The following is a 17,163-nucleotide window of genomic DNA, read 5'->3' as shown; positions in this document are numbered from 1 at the left end:
ATTGAGTGATCAGAGTAGACACCGTTACTGTATTTTACAGCTATGGCTTTTTTGTTGTTTATATTCAACATTACGTGCAATTTTCTCGTTTGCTCATAGCCACGATATTTTCTGTCAGTGCTATTTTCCTTGCTGTGACCAGGAGTGTTGTTGTATATACTAATTCCTGTACTGTCTATAGCAATTTCGATATCTTCCATATTATTTTTATCAATTCTGCAATCATTTATCTTAATATTAAGTTTCTTAAACCTTCTTGATGCTTGTGAATAGCTGATAACTGCCAAATCTCTTCCTATTTGTTGCAAATACCCTTTTATAAACCCGACTGTTTGTCTTAAACCAATTCTAAAGAAACTGACGATTATATGCACCAAAATCACAACTTTATCACTATAAATATAGTTGCCGCCCTGCATTTTTGGACAATTCTCGTACCAATTTTCTATGGCGTCATTGATATAACAAAAAATGCTTCCTCTTTCTTGGAGAAATTTGTTATATTCATGGCAGTTACTGACTCTCATTTTTTGTGGCATATTTTTTCTTCAACAGTTAAATGGCTATTTATAATGAATTTTGTCAGTAACTGCCAGTTCTTTTCACTTGAGCGATGCAACAAAGCCCACTGGGATCCAGAAAAGTTTGCTTGTAAGCAAGCAAACTAGCATAGAAAGTGGTTACAACGTTTTCGATGAGATTGCAGAAAGGCTAGATTCCAGACTGGAATGACATCGTTCACTATGTACCATATTGCAATAGTTGTGGTCAAGGCACTGGGATCTGAAATTGCAGTGTTCGTACAGCTATAGAATATAGATCAGAAGTGACAGAGCTTAAAAAAAGGCCTAACATTCTTAATAAACGTAAAAAGCTTTATGAAAATCAGAGTTGGAGTAATAGGCTGCTTAGGCAGAATGGGCAAAAAAATACTCAATGAATTAATTACAAATACCAAAGTGGAAATAGCAGGTGCTGTTGCCCGTTCAGGCAGTAAGTACATAGATTCAGATATTGGACCAATTATAGCCAATCTAGGAATCAAGGTTACAAGTTCTATTAGTGGCATATTTGAGTTATCTGACGTTGTAATAGATTTTACAACTAAAGAATGTATGTTAGACTGCCTTAAAGCAGCTGTAAAATTTAAAACACCGCTGGTTAGTGGCACAACTGGAATAGAAGGTGTCGATTTGAAAGAATATGCTGCTGAAGTTCCAATATTATGGTCAGCAAATATGAGTGTTGGGGTTAATGTGTTGCTGAAATTGGTAAAAAAAGCTGCTGAGCTTTTAGGTAATGAATATGACGTTGAGATTTGGGAAATGCATCATAACTTAAAAAAGGATTCACCATCTGGAACAGCTATAGAACTTGGCAAAACAATTGCTAACGCTTCAAAAGTGGATTTTCAGTCCAATCAATATTTACATAGTGGTTCAAACATAAGGAAAAAGGGGGGAATAGGTTTTGCAGTATCTCGCGGAGGTGGAGTAATAGGAGATCACAGCGTGATGTTTGTTAATTCTGATGAACGGATAGAACTAAACCACAAAGCAATTGATCGCACAACATTTGCTAGAGGAGCTGTTCAAGCAGCAGTATGGCTATACGAAAATAAAAGAGAAATTCCGGGGCTCTATTCAATGCAGGATGTGATATGAGCAATACACGTGCCTCTGTTAAAGATTTAAATCTCTGGTACGGCTCTAAGCAAGTTTTATTCGATATAAATTTGAATATTTATAAAAGAAAAGTTACTACTTTTATCGGACCATCCGGGTGCGGTAAATCAACATTTTTGCGTTGTTTTAATCGTATGAATGACTATGTACCAGGTTGTAAAACTGTTGGTGAATTAGATATCGATGGGCTGGGTGATATATATTCACGCGATATGGATGTTGTACTACTTAGAGCAAAAGTTGGTATGGTATTTCAAAAGCCAAATCCTTTTCCAAAATCAATATATGATAATGTTGCTTGTGGGCCAAAATTGCATGGTATGGCGAAGGATAAGCAAAAATTGAATGAGATGGTGGAAAATAGTTTAACCAAGGTTGGTTTATGGGAAGAATTGAAGGACAGATTGCAAGATAGCGCACTCAATTTATCCGGTGGCCAACAACAGAGGCTATGCATCGCTCGCGCAATTGCAGTGAAGCCAACTATTTTATTAATGGATGAACCGTGCTCTGCTCTTGATCCAATGGCAACCAATGCAATCGAAAATCTTATACAAGAGCTGAAATTAAGATTTACTATAATTATGGTGACTCATTCAATGAAGCAAGCTAAAAAGTTATCTGATAGTGTAATTTTCTTTCATAATGGCAGAATTGTTGAGTCTGGAAGCACTCAAGAAATATTCGAAAATGCTCAATCTCCCTTAACACTTACTTTTACCCACAAATGTAAAAAGTGAGTAAGCTAAATAATTTAGGATCAAAATGATAGAAACAAGTACAAGCGTGCAATATACAGATGGCTTAGGGGATAAATGGCATAAGTGTTGAAAGTATCAAAAATAACGTGATATGAGATGATCAACGGCATGTAAATTACCTCCCGACAGTAAAACAATCGAACGTATAAAAGAGTCATTTAGATCCAATGTGAATTGCAGTAATGCTATTTTGAACCCATGTAGATTATTTTTGATTTTATAAACAAGAAATAACAAAGCCGTAATAATAATCATGTAAATATACACCTTCATGCCATTCATAGTATGGCTTAAAAAGTGCTTATATCCAAGATTTTGCTTTATAAATTTAAAGAACACTTCTATATCCCATCTGCGCCTATATAGCTCTGTTACTTCATAAGCTGGCATTTCAAACAAGTTTGTCAAAAACCATATTTCATCTCCAATTTTATTTCTGATTTTTATTAGCCGTAGATCATGCTTTTCTGCCACTTTACCTCGTGCACGATAAAGATTAACTATTATATCTTCTAAAATCTCTGATCCATCCGATTTTTGTTCTCTTATAACTTTGTTCCTGCTTATAACATCATGTTTTCTTCCTACTTTAACTCTTGTGATAAATTTGTACTCCTTTTCATCAAATTCGGCAAAAGTTCCAACTTTTCTGATTCCTCTATCAAATAATAAAATATCCTCTTTTTCAACTTTAGCTTCATTAATTGCTCTCACTAATGCTATATCTTCACTACTTTCTTCTTGTCCTTTACAAAATCTTATACTTGTCGGCAATTGATCCTTTAATCCTACACTCACTTTAACTTGACTGTCGTTACTTTTACCGCCTATTTTTAGCCCATCTTTTATGAGATATCCCGATAAATTTATGATCGTCGAATCAAACTTATGTAAGTTATTTGATGTTTTTTGGGGTAATAGCTTTTTAATCTTGCTCATCAAATCAATATATACTCCCTTAAAATATTCTGGATTTATAACTTTTAACCTTTTTGACAAACCACTGTATGTTACTGTACTTTTATCGCTATTCTTATCCATTATACACCTGTTTATTACCATTTCTAGCGCTCTTAGGCTTGTTTTTTGCCCCATTAATATTAACTTCATTAGACCTTTAAATATAATCTTGCCCAACAATTTAGTATTACATTTATCTACTTCACTTAATTTTCCTAGCCTTTCTAAATCCTCATCTTTTATTAAATTTAGTACTCTTTCTATTTGATCCATTATTGCCTCCATTTTCTTGCAATAATAGTTCTTTATGTCTTTTTTGTGTTACTTTCAACACTTAGGGGATAAATGGCTGGAAAGAGAGTTAAAACACATTAATTTGGGAGATAAAAGGCTTAATAAAAGGCTTATAAAAACAAGTTATTGCATAGAGGGTAAGGCATCTGGTTCAATTAATCAAAGCTGTAGTGGGTGGAAAGAAGCTAAGGGTGCATATAGATTATTTAGCAATGAAAAGCTTGAAGATAAGGAAATTTATTCTTCCCATTATAAAGAAACTAAGGAAAGAATAAAAGGAAACCAGTTGGTCTTTTCAGTTCAAGATACAAGTTATTTGGATTTTGACTCTCATATAAAGACCAAGAGACTAGGCAGTATTTCTAAAGCTTATACAAAGCATAAAATGGGTTTACTGTTGCATAGTGCCTTAATAGTCAGCAGAGACGGATTACCTTTAGGTCTATCTTCCCAACAATGTTGGGCGCGTTCTATTAGGGAAGAAGAAACGGCACAAGAAAAAGCAAACAGAAAATACCGTACCTCCATAGAAGAAAAAGAAAGTTATAAGTGGATAACAGCTCTTAAAGAAACTATAAACAACCTTCCTCCAAATGTACAACTTGTTACCCTTGGTGATAGGGAAGCAGACATCTTCAAATTTTTATGGGTGGCTGAGACGTTAGGTAGTTTTTATGTAATCCGCAATCGAGCTAATAGAAGATTTATCTGTACTGAAGTCGGAAAAACAGATTTGCAAACACGCATCACTCAACTGCCAGTAAAAAAGAAAATTTCTCTAGAAGTTACTAAAGGTGGAAACCAGAGATCAAGGAAAGCTAATATTGAAGTTAAGTATATGAAAGGCTATATACCTATCAGATCTTCTTCCATTTATGGGTCAAAAGATACAATACATAAAATAAGTGATAAAATCCCTGTATATGTGGTAAGTGCAAAAGAAACAAATCCTCCTGATGGATTGGAAGCTATCGACTGGACTCTACTAACTAATGTACCGATTAATAATACTTTAGATGCCATAGAAAAGATAAATTGGTATAAGCTAAGGTGGAAAATTGAAGAGTATTTTAGGATTTTAAAATCAGGATGTAAGATAGAAAGCTCCCGCTTAGCTACAAAAGAAAGATTACAGAAGTTAATTGCTATAAAAAGTATAATCGCGTTTAAAATTTTATATTTGACAAAAGTGGCTTTATCAAATCCCATGGAAATTTGTACTAAAATTTTAAGCAACGAAGAGTGGAAGGTCCTTTACATGCGTGAGTATCGGGTAGCAACATTACCCGAAGAACCTCCAAACATAAAACAAGCTATTATTTGGTTAGGAAAATTGGGTGATTTATGAATAGAAAAAGTGATAATTTACCAGGGTCTATGACTCTATGGCGGGGCTATGAAAACCTTAAGGAGAGCATTGTTATGCTTCACATCATAACCTCTCAAAATTGTGGGTAAAAGTAAGCCCTTAATCCTTACTATTACCCACAAATATAAATGTTTGTTGCATAGCTCTTAATGGCATAACTTTTGCTTGAAATAACTGTTTATATGGTGCAATTTACAGCTTTTAGTTGCTAAAATTATAACTCTTAGTTTAATAATTTTAATCTAATAAGCTTTCAGGTTAATAAAATTAAATTATTTGAGTAAATACAATACTATGTTTTTATTTGTGGGTAATAGTAAGGGTTAAATATTGGTGGAGCTAGAATCTCTAAGAAACATTGTAACTTCTTGCTCAATTACGATAATGCAACTGCATCTGACTTGGAAAACCTTGGCAACAAAGTAAAAGATGCAGTAAAGGATAAATTTAATGTTGAACTTGAGTGGGAAATAAGGGTTTTGGGTAGCTATTAGATAGTTTTTATAGCTTATGTATATTCGTTCAGGAGAACGGCAAATAAGGTAAACAAGTAATCTAAAAAAATAATCATAGAGAAACCGTGAGGTAATGTGGTTAATCTTGTAGAACTTTGCAAGAATCTAGAGAGAAAAATAGCAAAGTTATACCAATTCTCATTATTAGTGAATCAAATAAGCGATATTGTAGAGTTATTTAATTGTGGAGTGAGAAAGAAAGGCAATAGTATGGCTTTTTTTCCATTGTTATCTATCCGTTTATTGTGCAGTGGGAATTGGTATTAGCTGAACGGACACTATTGTTATACTATATCTTATATACAATTGTGCAATATGGACAATGGCAACAAATTTACTAGCGAAATTCAGTGATTTATGATTGATAATTAAAGTTCTTAATTAGTAACCGTTCACACAATGGCGTCAACTTAAGGAAAAATATCAGCGATAGTGTATAAAATTTCTCTCTAAATTTTTTATCATTAAATTATCCAAAGAGTGCAATAAACAGCACTTTTGTTTCTGTTTCTGTTTTATTTCAACAAAGAAGTCTAAAATGTGTCCTTTTTAGGTGAAACATGCGTGCGCCAAGCAAAGTGCGTAAAGTCCAGTTGGTGAAAATCCAACCCAGGCAAAGCCTAGCCAGCAGGCTGGAACAAACCACTATGCTGCGTAAGGTAACGAGCGTAGTAAAGCTAGTGGAATGGACAACACAGGGTACAACGAAAGTGAAGGTATTGAGTCCCGAAATTCTCGATGTCATAGAGGTCGACACGTTGCATATAGTGGAAGACAGCAAGAAGGGTAACAATAGGGCAAGTTATCACTCACTCTATCGGGATCTGAGGCCGTATCACGTGTTGAGATGGAGTTTACGTAAACTTGGGAGATCCTTTGTATTCCTATTAAGGTACGTTGGAACAAGTCAACAAAGGCGAGTACTGACGGAAGATATAAAGGAAGTCGGACTGATTGATAGTACTCAGAGTGTGGGAAAGCCACATACAAGGGGAAGCGGTCAGCAATATAGTGACTGGTTTAGGAATTGCTATGCCAATACAACGGAGGTTGGAATAACGTGCAAAGAAAACTAAATCAGATAGCAGTAAGAGCCAGGCAAGATAAACGATTGAAATTTAATCGTTAATTCATCTGATAAACGCAGAGAATCTTGCTGAATGTTATAAAGAGCTAAAGCATAACAAAGCATGCGGTATAGACCAGGTGACAGTAGAAGCTTATGGAGAAAATCTTGAAGAGAAGCTCAACACTCTGGTGGATAGTATGAAAAGAAAGCGATATCAACCGCAACCAGTGAAAAGAGTATATATACCAAAAGCTGGAAGCAAAGAGAAACGCGGGCTTGGAGTACCGTCTACAGAAGATAAGTTAGTCCAGATAATGCTGAAGAAGATATTAGAAAATATTTATGAAGCTAACTTTCTGGATAACTCATATGGTTTTCGTCCTGGTAGAAGCTGTCATCAAGCGGTAAATGCACTAAATAAAGCAGTTATGTACAGACCAACTAACTATGTAGTAGAAGTTGATATCAAGAAATTCTTTGATAATGTCCAGCACAAATGGCTAATGAGATGCTTGAGAGAACGGATAACAGACCCAAACATACTGTGGTTAGTAAAACGATTTCTTAAGGCAGGAGTAGTCGAAGCAGGACATTATGAAGCAACTGAACTAGGCACACCTCAGGGGGGAATAGTAAGTCCTATACTAGCTAATATATAGTTGCATTATGTGCTGGATTTGTGGTTTGAAAAGAAATTCAAGCTAAGATCTAAAGGTTATATGGAGCTAGTTAGGTATGCAGACGATCACCTGATTTGCTGCGAAAGAGAAAAAGATGCTAGAGAACTCTTAGAGTCACTGAAACAAAGGCTAGGAAAATTTGGACTGGAAATATCTGAAGACAAAACAAGAATAGTAAAGTTTGGCAAAAAGGAGTGGCAACAAGGAATAAGGGAGAAACGAAAAACGGAAAGTTTCAACTTTCTAGGATTCACCCATTATGGTACAAGGAGTCGTAAAGGTAGAGTAATGGTAGGTCATAAAACCTCGAAAGAAAATCTATCTAGAAAACTTAAAGAAATCAAAGAATGGGTGAAAAAGATCCGAAATAAAGTTCACCTTAAAGATTGGTGGTCAATACTTAAAGCAAAACTAACAGGACACTATAACTACTTCGGAGTTAGCGGAAATTACCGGTGGTTGAATAAATTCTTCTGGCGGGTAATCAAGCTAGCGTATAAATGGATAAACCGACGTAGTCAGAAGAAGAGTATGAATTCAAAGCAATTTATACACTATCTACAAGTTAATCCATTACCAAAACCAAGAATATGCTACTCATTATATACAAAATAGGAAATGCTGTGAATACTACATTGTGGAGCCGTGTGCGGGAAAGCTGCAAGCACGGTTCTGGTGGGGGAGTCATAGCGATAAAACTTAATCAGGAGGATTTAAAACTATGACTTCTACCAAACAAAAAGGAAAAAATCTTATTCTACAAATTAAAAATATAATATACTCGAAAGCTTTTCAGAGAATCCATTGTGTTGAGTTTTACACGAACAAGAAAACTTCCTTTTTCGACAGTATTTTCTATGATTTTAAAGTTAGTTAAAAAAAGTTTGGGAATAGAATGTGAACTTATGGAGCCATTGACATGTACCCTCAAAGCAAGCTTTTTCTAAAGCAAGATATAAGATTTGTCATACAGGTTTTAAAGAATTTAAGCATCCAAACAGCCTATCAAGATGAGCCTGAGTTGGAGAGGCTATAGGCTTATTGCAGCAGATGGTTCTGGTATGAGATTACCCAGCTCTGAGGAAATTGTATCCGAGTTTGGCCGCTTTAAACCAAATGGAACAACAGGCACAATGTCACCATTGGCAATTTGTTTGTTGATTTGTGTACTTCGCTGATTTGTAGTGCTCGTCTTGCGGCTTGGAATATAGGTGAACAAACGTTGGCGGAAGAGCAATTACCCGAAGTTATCACTCAAATGCGTTCATTAAATCAAAAGAAATTATTATTTATCTATGATCGTCTTCAGTAAAATTCATTCAGCAGCATTATGATTTGGAAGTAGATTTTATTTTTCGCTTGCAAAAAAGAAATTATAGCAAGCTATGGGAACGAATTGCATCTGGAGAATTAGATTTCGATTTTATATTAGAAAATGAAAAGCTAAAAAATAAAATGAAAGGACAGAAAGTAAGAGTAATAGTGCTGACATTAGCCAACGGAGAAACAGAGGTATTGGTTACTTCACTTTTTGATCGAGAAAAATTTACTTTGGAAGATATCAGCAAAGCTTATGTATTAAGGTGGCATATAGAGGAGTGCTATAAACGACTCAAAATAGGTGCAGAGTTAGAGAATTTTTCTGGCGTAAATTTAGAGGCTGTATTACAAGAATTTTGGGCAAACTTAGTCATGTGTAATATATTGTCGCTTCATATGTGTGATGCACAAGGGCCTTGGAATCCAGATCAAATTGCTAAGTATCGTTTAAATTTTTCGGTTTTATTTGGTGTAATGAGGCAGAAACTCTATCAGGTACTTATTGCGCCAAAAAACTTTCAAGCCCTTTTTGATAGAGCAAGTATACGCGCTAAAGTTAAAATCCGACCAGGACGATTGTATAGCCGCGATAAGGTAGATAAGCCCAAACGCCATCATGTCTTTAGGAGAGTTTGCTAATGAAAGTTCTTAAGTTGACGCCATTGTGCGCTCGGCTTCCCATTTTTGACCTACTATATTTAGTGATATCATAGTTCATTTTCTCAAAAATTCCCTGCTTTTTCCATCTTCTAAACTGTTCATGCACAGCCTTCCACGGCGGAAAATCGTGTGGTAAATAGCGCCATTGACATCCTGTGCGCAGTATATAAAGAATTGCATCTACTATCTCACACTTACTGTATTTTGGTGGCCTTCCTCCTTTCTTGTACGATACTCTGAAGTGTTTTTCTATTCTTGCCCATTCCCTTTTACTTAAATCTGTTGGATATTTTTTCCTCATCTCTTACCTCAATATTCTTTCTTTATATACTACGTATTCCTTGGTTTGTGGACAACCTCTAATATGGAAGATATCGAAATTGCTATAGACAGTACAGGAATTAGTATATACAACAACACTCCTGGTCACAGCAAGGAAAATAGCACTGACAGAAAATATCGTGGCTATGAGCAAACGAGAAAATTGCACGTAATGTTGAATATAAACAACAAAAAAGCCATAGCTGTAAAATACAGTAACGGTGTCTACTCTGATCACTATGGAGCTTGTGATTTGCTAAAAGAAGTTGATTTTCAGCATGCCATAAAAGCACTATATGCAGATAGAGCATGTGATAGGCACAAGTTTTATAAGTTGTGTAACAAATACGATATAAAGACAAAAATTCCACCAATAAACAATGCGGCAGAACATCCAGAAATAGATTATATGTCTGACAGGAATGCTGCTATTAGGTTAATAAAATTATACGGTGAAGATGGCATGAAAGAATGGAAAAAAGAAGTAAATTATGGGAAAAGATCTTATATTGAAGGGTTTTTCTCAAGATTAAAGCAAATATTCGGATTTAGTTTTAGGAATAAATCTGAGATAAATCGAGAAAAAGAACTGCTAATCAAATGCTATTTGCTTAATAAATTCACTGATATTGGTATGGCTAAATTTGAGATAGTTACATGAATTTACCATAAATCACCATCTCATAAAGTGTGATGCAACAAAGCCATCCCAGTGTCAAGCACTGGGATGACACCCTTTTGGATAGAAACCAGTGTCAGGTACTCGGATGACACCATTTACAACCACTCTCCTACCCTTTCTAGCTGTTTATAGCTGTTAAATCTCAGGAATTTATCAAAATATGGAGAGGCAATAAAGGGTGTGGAATTACTTAAATAGTTAGATAAAAAACCAGGCAGATCATTTTTTAATTCTTGCATTTTGTATCTATAATTTTGTATAGAAATAACTTTTATTTTATCATAATCAAGTTTCCAATAAGCAAGTTCTGAGACTTCTCTTTTTGTTATATGTTCTACCGCTAAGGCTTGTAAAATTAATTGCGGAAAAAACCCCGACATCACTTCTTCATTGGAAGGTGGTGAACCAAGTTTATAGTCTATAATTGCTACTTGCCCACTTGATAGATACTCAACTCTATCACATCTTGCTGTCAGTGAAATTTCTTGTGGCTTATTTGTCATCCAAGCAGTTTCATACTGATCACAAGAACCAGTGTCACACGCTGGAATATGAAATATCGGACAGGAAAAGTTCTTTTCCAACTCAACATAATTGCTTCGAGTTTCATCAAATTCGACAAAAGATTGAATTATCTTTTGTAGTCTTACCCACCACATATTTGAAAAATTAAACTGACTAGTCGAAAATGCTTCTCGTGCAATGCTCATTGGAGATTTTTTGTTGCGTAAATATCTTGCAAGAATGTTGTGTACCATAGTGCCAAATTCCAATATCGATGGCTTAAAATTCAAGTCTCTTAATTGTTTAAGACCCAGTATATATTCAACGTAAAATGAATAAGGATTACGAATTAGCTTTTCTATTGCACTGCAAGACATCACCTGCATTTTTTCTTTTCTAACTTCGGTTTGAGGTTTTGGCATAGGCTGAGTACATGGAACAGTACATTCAGGCGTATTTAATATCCTTAGCCAATCACGATACGGCTGCTTCCCCTCCTTGAGCAGAATTTCCAAACGCTGCAATAGAATTGGTTTTCTATGGCTTAGCGATCTTGTAATATAAACCTTACTTGCACAAAACAAATTGTGTAAAGTATAAAAAAAATACCCCTGCTCTTCTTGCACGGAAGGAAGATTAAATTTTTCTCTCGTAAATGCATTCAAAAGCGGATTTTGAAAGCTTGGCGCTTCATTAAATCCAGCAAGTATTACAACTTTGTTGTGATATAAGCTGAATTTATTCAAGTCACTTGCTACAGAGAAAAACTCTTTCTCTAAAAATAAGGTCAGAATTTGGCTATATAACTCTAAGGAGCATTTAATTCCTACACCCTCACATGCATTTGAGAAATTACAGGTAAAATTACCTATTTCACTATTTAGCTCTGAAAAATTTATACCAGATAATATATTAATACACTGCAAATGAGTTGCTACCACATCAAAAATAGAGCAATTTATAGAACGAAGTAAAGGATTAAATATAACCTCTAACTTACTGATAATAAGTAATATATCTTCTTTGTATTTTAGCTTTTTATGGGCATTGATAGCATTTATAATATCGCTCAGGCCATTTGTACTAAAGTTGCGTAATATCTCTATTTCAAATTCAGATAAAATCCGAGTGTACTCTTCTTGAGTGTAACCAAAAGTCACTAGCCTATGTTTAAGGAGCGAAAGTAATGACACACTGCTCCAATTTGAGGTCAAAACTTCGATACTATAAAGCAGAAGCGTTATATAAGGGTAATTTTCCGGTATGGCACTGTGTTGCCTTGATAAACATGCTATACGAGCTGCAAGTAATTTATCAAAGACGACCAAAGAAATGTTTTCATAACCTTCATTTTCTATAATTAATGATGTCACTTGTGCTTCTTCCTCTCTGGAATCACAAGTGATGACTTCAATATTGCCAACATGTCCACTACTAACTTTGCTTAGATCGGCAGTTGTATCAAAGACGTAATCTAGATATTCCTCAGGACTTCCTGTTATCCCAGCCCTTTCTTCTGTCATCCAAGTAGCTGACACTGGGATCCAGTTTTCATTATACAGCCACCTGGTGCGCTCATTTAAAGTTAAGTTTTCTGGATCCCAGTGTCTGGGCACTGGGATGACACCAGAACACGCTTCTGGCAGAAAACTAACATCCCTTCTATCCACTTTTAAATAATCGAGTAGATCTTTCAGGCAATATTGATAGTGTTTTTTATCAAGCAATTTCCAGTCTTTCTCTTTAATTTTCAAATTCAGGTTAGGCAAAATTATTTTTCCAAATGGCAGATCATATATAGCCTTAATTAACGACTTATCCTTTCCAATTCCAACAAAGATTATATATTGGTCTTTTTGTAAAGAGGTTATCATACTGTTTATGTAATCACTCTTATGTTCTAATATATCTACTACTCCTAAATCTTTTAAAATTTTATTCCATGTTTCAATAAGTAAATTTATGAAACTTTCTATTTTTTTTGAATGTTCATCGAACTCTGCCATTTGGGTATACTGAATTTTATCAAGCAATGATGGCAGGCTATAAGCTAAATCAATTGGAAAATTATCATTATTTTTTCTATTCCACTCCAATATGAATTGAATGAGTAGCAGCGTCCTTTTTGTTGGCTTGATAACTTTGACTCTATCAAGATTTAATATTAAATCCTCCTCATCGATGTTCTCTAGCGAAACTATCTCTGGCAAAATTATGCATTTTTTAGCGTTATAATTCTTGAATGCACTCAGCAGCGCTATCACATCCCTCTTGCAAGGAAGTATGATCTTTACTTCAGGGATTTTTTCTCTTTCATATTCAGAAAATATATGCTGAACCAGCACATCGAAAAGGGATTCATCCACATTAACGGTAAAAACTCTTCCCACTAACAGTAACAATTAATACAACACTTTTATTGTATAGAAATTATTCAAAATATAAACGTGCTTGTATGCTATTATATATTAAAATCTTTTATAACATTACATGACAAACATCAGAATAGAAGTTTTAAATAAATGTGAGCAAGTTGGCTGCAGATGGTTAGTCAACGTTTACTCGATTTATATACACAAAGAATTACCACCAAAATTATATGAAGAAATTTGTGGGCTATTTTATAATAAAGTCATACAAGACTGCCGTTATTATTCCTACAACGAAAACCTTGAAGAAGTTCAATATGACTTCATAGAACCACAAGCTGAGTGGGGCTTGGAAATAAGCTTTTTACCTGGCATGACCGATAATGTAGGCAACACAGCGAAACAAATTGTTAGAGAATATTTAATAAACAAAGGCTATATCGACCAGTCTGTCATCCCAGCCCCTTCTTTTGTCATCCCAGTGCTTGACACTGGGATCCAGAAAGAGAAAACGCAGATTCCAGCGTCACGCGCTGGAATGACACCAATTGAGATTAAGGCAAGAAGTTCAAAATTGATTTTGGGTAAAGGAAGCATGCCAACCGAAGATTATATAAAGCAAGAATTCAACCCTATCACTGAGTATTGCACACTTATCTGTAAAGAAAATAATAACTATAGCTGGAAATATTATGGTAAATATAAGTCATTAAATACCCACTCCGGTGTCATTCCAGCGCGTGACCAGGAAAAAAAAGAATGGATTCCAGTGTCAAGCACTGGGATGACAAAAGAAGGGGCTGGGATGACAGAAGAGAGCACTGGAGTGATATCAAGTAGTAATGGAGCTAAATCTGTTGATTTAAATGTAAGTGACCAAGAACTTGAGAAAATCAGCAGAGATGGAATCGATGGTAATGGCACTTTAGGGCTCTCTCTGGCAGCAATGAAAGCTATAAAGGATTACTTTAAAAAACTTAATAGAAATCCATATGATATTGAACTTGAGTCCCTAGCACAAACTTGGTCTGAACATTGTAAGCACAATATCTTTTGCTCTCCCATTGATGAAATAAAAGATGGCCTATACGCACATTATATTAAGCGTGCAACGCGTGAGATAAATTCTGACATATGCGTGTCAGTTTTCTCCGACAATGCCGGAGGAATAATTTTTAATGACGATTACTTAATCGTAGATAAAGTTGAAACTCACAATAGCCCTTCGGCGCTTGATCCGTTTGGTGGAGCAATGACTGGGGTACTTGGAGTAAATCGTGATATAGTTGGTTTCGGTAAAGGCGCAGAGCCTATAATGAATACCTATTACTTTTGCTTTGCCAAAGAAGCAAAAGGCAAATTTTATAGGGATAAAGAGCGCACTGATGAGATCTTACCGCCAAAATATATAATGAAAGAAGTGATTCACGGTGTTAATGTTGCTGGTAATTGCTCTGGTATTCCAACACAACTTGGATCGGTATATTTTGACGATAGATTTTGTGGCAAGCCGCTGGTCTTTGTTGGCAGCGTAGGAATTATTCCGCGCAATATAAATAACGCACCTTCACACATCAAAGGGCCTAAAAACGGCGATAAAATCGTAATTATTGGTGGAAGAGTTGGAAGGGACGGAATTCACGGTGCAACGTTTTCTTCAGAGGCTTTGTCGGGAAACAGCCCTTCAACGATTGTGCAAATTGGTGACCCTATAACACAAAAAAAACTATCCAATGCCGTCATAAAAGCAAGAGATCTTGGTCTTTATAATGCAATAACGGACAATGGAGCAGGTGGGCTGTCGTCGTCTATTGGTGAAATGGGAAGAGACGGATTTGAAGTTGATTTGAGCAAGGTTCTCCTTAAAAACGATGGTATGGCTCCGTGGGAAATATGGATATCAGAATCACAAGAGAGAATGACCTTAGCAGTGCCAGAAGAAAATCTCCCTATGTTTAAGCAAATCATGAAAAAACATGATGTGGAGGTTTGTGTGATTGGAGAGTTTAATGAGAGTGGTAAAGCCGTTGTTAAATGTCCTAAAGGGACAGTAATAATGGATATCGGAACTGAATTTCTGCATGATGGTAATCCTAAAATGCATTTACAGACAAAGCCGTGGTCTAAGGGGCTTCCAGCGCCACGCGCTGGAATGACAACAAGTTCGCCTTCTTTAGAAATTGAATTAAAAGAAATGTTAAGCAGACCAAACATTTGCAGTAAAGAGTTCATAGTGGTGCAATATGATCATGAGGTTCAAGGATCGTCAGTGTTAAAACCACTGCAAGGCAAGGGAAGAATGTGCAGCGAAGCTATTGTCTCAAGGCCTGTTCTTTCTTCAAATAAAGGTGTTGTAAAATCGCAAGGATTTGGCTCAAGTTATGGAGAAATTGACACCTACCACATGGCAGCATGTGCAATTGACACCGCGATACGCAACTATGTAGCCGCAGGAGGAAATATAAATCATCTAGCGTTGCTCGACAATTTTTGCTGGTGTGATGCTTATAATCCAGAAAGGTTGTGGCAACTAAAGAAAGCTGCAGAGGCTTGTTACGACTTCGCAACTGCATTTAAAACACCATTCATATCCGGAAAAGACAGTATGTTCAATGACTTCAAGGGATATGATGAAAATGGCGAGAAAGTGATAATCTCTGCACCACCTTCATTACTCATCTCAGCAATTGGAATTATAGAAAATATTGAAAATGCGGTATCGCTTGATGTAAAAATGCCAGGGGACTTGATATATGTGCTTGGAGAAACACTTGATGAACTTGGTAGATCTGAATATCAGTTATATAGTGGAATAGGTAATAACAACGTACCAAAAGTTGATGCAAAGAGCGCTAGGAAGTTGTATGAGCGTTACAACCAGGCAATAAAAGATGGCATAATTGCCTCTGCAATTGCACCAAACTTAGGCGGATTAGTTATTGCTCTGGCAAAATCGCTAATTGCAGGAGACCTTGGTGCTGAAATCGATCTTTCACTAGTGCCAATAGGAAAAATACAAAATACAGACATAATAAACAAGATAATAATGTTTTCTGAATCGCAAAGTAGAATTTTGGTTACTATTGCACCACAAAATCAGAAGAGGTTTGAAGAATTGTTTGAAGGTGCAGTTTATTCATGTATTGGCAAAGTAACAGAGAAAAAGGTGCTAAACATAAAGGATGTTTTAAAAGTAGATCTGAAAGATGTGGCATGCTAATATAAAATATTTTTCTTATTATGCTAAATAACTCTTTTACTATATGTAATGTTTATTTAGAATGAATGTATGTTATTAATTTTGGGTAGGTAATTATGTCTATTTTATCGATACTCCTGTTTATCAGTCTTTCTTTACTCAACACTTCAAATAAATTGATGATATGTGCTGCCTTATTTGTGGGAGCTGCTTTAGTTGTAAATTCAATGGTTGAATTTTATGGCAGAAGCAAAGCTACGTACAACTTAATAGTGTGTACAGCGCTATGTTGTGTTTTTAAATGGCAAAGTTTTAATTTGATGATATTGATTTCATATACTGCAATTTTAGTATCTCTTCTCTCAAGCATAATTATTTTTGAAAAATTGAAGTCCAAGTTGAATTTTCATATGGCAAATTTCATTACTTTAATTATAGCATCAGTGGTTGATAGTGCCGTTGTATGTGTTGGATTACTATACAAATTTTCTGCAGGTAAATGCTTATCAATATACATTAGAGATTTAATTTTTAAGTTTTCTTATGTGTCAGTATTGAGCATCTGCTTGTTTGTAGGAATGTATTTATTTTGCTTGGCGAACAAGAAGTATTTTAAGATTTCCACATAACCTGTTTTCTGATATAGCTAAACTGACTTTGGGTCCTGGGGGTGTATTTGGTGGTCCTAATACGTAACAACAGTTTAGAATTTATAGGTAGCCTAAACCCACAACTGTACAAACACTATGATTTGAGCCTATCAGGGGGGTGTCAT

Annotated in this window: 6 protein-coding genes and 6 pseudogenes; 8 read left to right on the top strand and 4 right to left on the bottom strand. The window is 35.4% G+C overall.

Annotation, left to right across the window (positions count from 1 at the left end):
- Positions 1 to 5: 5 nt before the first annotated feature.
- A pseudogene (locus NL281_RS06595) lies at positions 6 to 539 on the bottom strand (transposase); the annotation flags it as partial.
- A gap of 339 nt (positions 540 to 878) precedes the next feature.
- Between NL281_RS06595 and dapB the strand changes: the two are divergent.
- Both dapB and pstB read left to right on the top strand, forming a co-directional pair.
- A complete protein-coding gene (dapB, locus tag NL281_RS06590; RefSeq protein WP_006279993.1) occupies positions 879 to 1,664 on the top strand; it encodes a 4-hydroxy-tetrahydrodipicolinate reductase in 786 nt (261 codons plus the stop codon).
- Positions 1,661 to 2,425 carry a phosphate ABC transporter ATP-binding protein PstB gene (gene pstB / locus NL281_RS06585; RefSeq protein ID WP_253303201.1) on the top strand — a complete coding sequence of 255 codons (765 nt, stop codon included), beginning with the start codon at positions 1,661 to 1,663 and terminating at the stop codon, positions 2,423 to 2,425. The genes dapB and pstB overlap by 4 nt, the downstream gene beginning before the upstream one ends.
- A 96-nt stretch (positions 2,426 to 2,521) precedes the next feature.
- On the opposite strand, the gene NL281_RS06580 is transcribed toward pstB, so the two are convergent.
- Positions 2,522 to 3,691 (bottom strand): IS4 family transposase, encoded by a 1,170-nt coding sequence (locus NL281_RS06580; RefSeq protein WP_253303197.1) that lies wholly within the window; start codon positions 3,689 to 3,691, stop codon positions 2,522 to 2,524.
- Between the two features lie 22 nt (positions 3,692 to 3,713).
- On the opposite strand from NL281_RS06580, the gene NL281_RS06575 reads away from it, so the two are divergent.
- The 4 genes and pseudogenes from NL281_RS06575 to NL281_RS06555 all read left to right on the top strand — a co-directional run bounded on the left by NL281_RS06575 (position 3,714) and on the right by NL281_RS06555 (position 9,292).
- Positions 3,714 to 5,048 carry an IS4 family transposase gene (locus NL281_RS06575; RefSeq protein ID WP_253303200.1) on the top strand — a complete coding sequence of 445 codons (1,335 nt, stop codon included), beginning with the start codon at positions 3,714 to 3,716 and terminating at the stop codon, positions 5,046 to 5,048.
- Between the two features lie 341 nt (positions 5,049 to 5,389).
- Positions 5,390 to 5,563, top strand: a pseudogene (locus NL281_RS06570) (UDP-N-acetylmuramate dehydrogenase); the annotation flags it as partial.
- A 1,287-nt stretch (positions 5,564 to 6,850) separates the two neighbouring features.
- A pseudogene (ltrA, locus tag NL281_RS09295) lies at positions 6,851 to 7,948 on the top strand (group II intron reverse transcriptase/maturase).
- Between the two features lie 106 nt (positions 7,949 to 8,054).
- A pseudogene (locus NL281_RS06555) lies at positions 8,055 to 9,292 on the top strand (IS4 family transposase).
- Positions 9,293 to 9,329: 37 nt separating this feature from the next.
- On the opposite strand, the pseudogene NL281_RS06550 reads toward NL281_RS06555, so the two are convergent.
- Positions 9,330 to 9,614 (bottom strand): annotated as a pseudogene (locus NL281_RS06550) (transposase); the annotation flags it as partial.
- A gap of 57 nt (positions 9,615 to 9,671) precedes the next feature.
- On the opposite strand from NL281_RS06550, the pseudogene NL281_RS06545 reads away from it, so the two are divergent.
- Positions 9,672 to 10,295: pseudogene (locus NL281_RS06545) on the top strand (transposase); the annotation flags it as partial.
- 116 nt (positions 10,296 to 10,411) lie between these two features.
- Here the strand turns inward: NL281_RS06545 and NL281_RS06540 are convergent.
- Positions 10,412 to 13,210 carry a WPE palindromic element domain-containing protein gene (locus tag NL281_RS06540; protein WP_253303199.1) on the bottom strand — a complete coding sequence of 933 codons (2,799 nt, stop codon included), beginning with the start codon at positions 13,208 to 13,210 and terminating at the stop codon, positions 10,412 to 10,414.
- A gap of 100 nt (positions 13,211 to 13,310) precedes the next feature.
- Between NL281_RS06540 and NL281_RS06535 the strand changes: the two genes are divergently transcribed.
- Entirely contained in the window at positions 13,311 to 16,409 is a 3,099-nt protein-coding gene (locus tag NL281_RS06535) for a phosphoribosylformylglycinamidine synthase subunit PurL (RefSeq protein ID WP_253303198.1), read from the top strand.
- Positions 16,410 to 17,163: the final 754 nt, after the last annotated feature.

It is taken from the genome of Wolbachia endosymbiont of Phyllotreta cruciferae, from assembly GCF_918697765.1.
GTDB lineage: Bacteria > Pseudomonadota > Alphaproteobacteria > Rickettsiales > Anaplasmataceae > Wolbachia > Wolbachia pipientis.
Note: the sequence above shows the minus strand (reverse complement) of the source record. Positions and strands in the feature narration are given on the sequence as shown.

What these genes read in the sequence shown, in the direction of transcription:
- pstB (WP_253303201.1), top strand. Translation starts at nt 1,661, where the DNA reads ATGAGCAATACACGTGCCTCTGTTAAAGATTTAAATCTCTGGTACGGC.
- NL281_RS06575 (WP_253303200.1), top strand. Translation starts at nt 3,714, where the DNA reads ATGTCTTTTTTGTGTTACTTTCAACACTTAGGGGATAAATGGCTGGAA.
- NL281_RS06580 (WP_253303197.1), bottom strand. Translation starts at nt 3,691, where the DNA reads ATGGAGGCAATAATGGATCAAATAGAAAGAGTACTAAATTTAATAAAA.
- NL281_RS06535 (WP_253303198.1), top strand. Translation starts at nt 13,311, where the DNA reads ATGACAAACATCAGAATAGAAGTTTTAAATAAATGTGAGCAAGTTGGC.
- dapB (WP_006279993.1), top strand. Translation starts at nt 879, where the DNA reads ATGAAAATCAGAGTTGGAGTAATAGGCTGCTTAGGCAGAATGGGCAAA.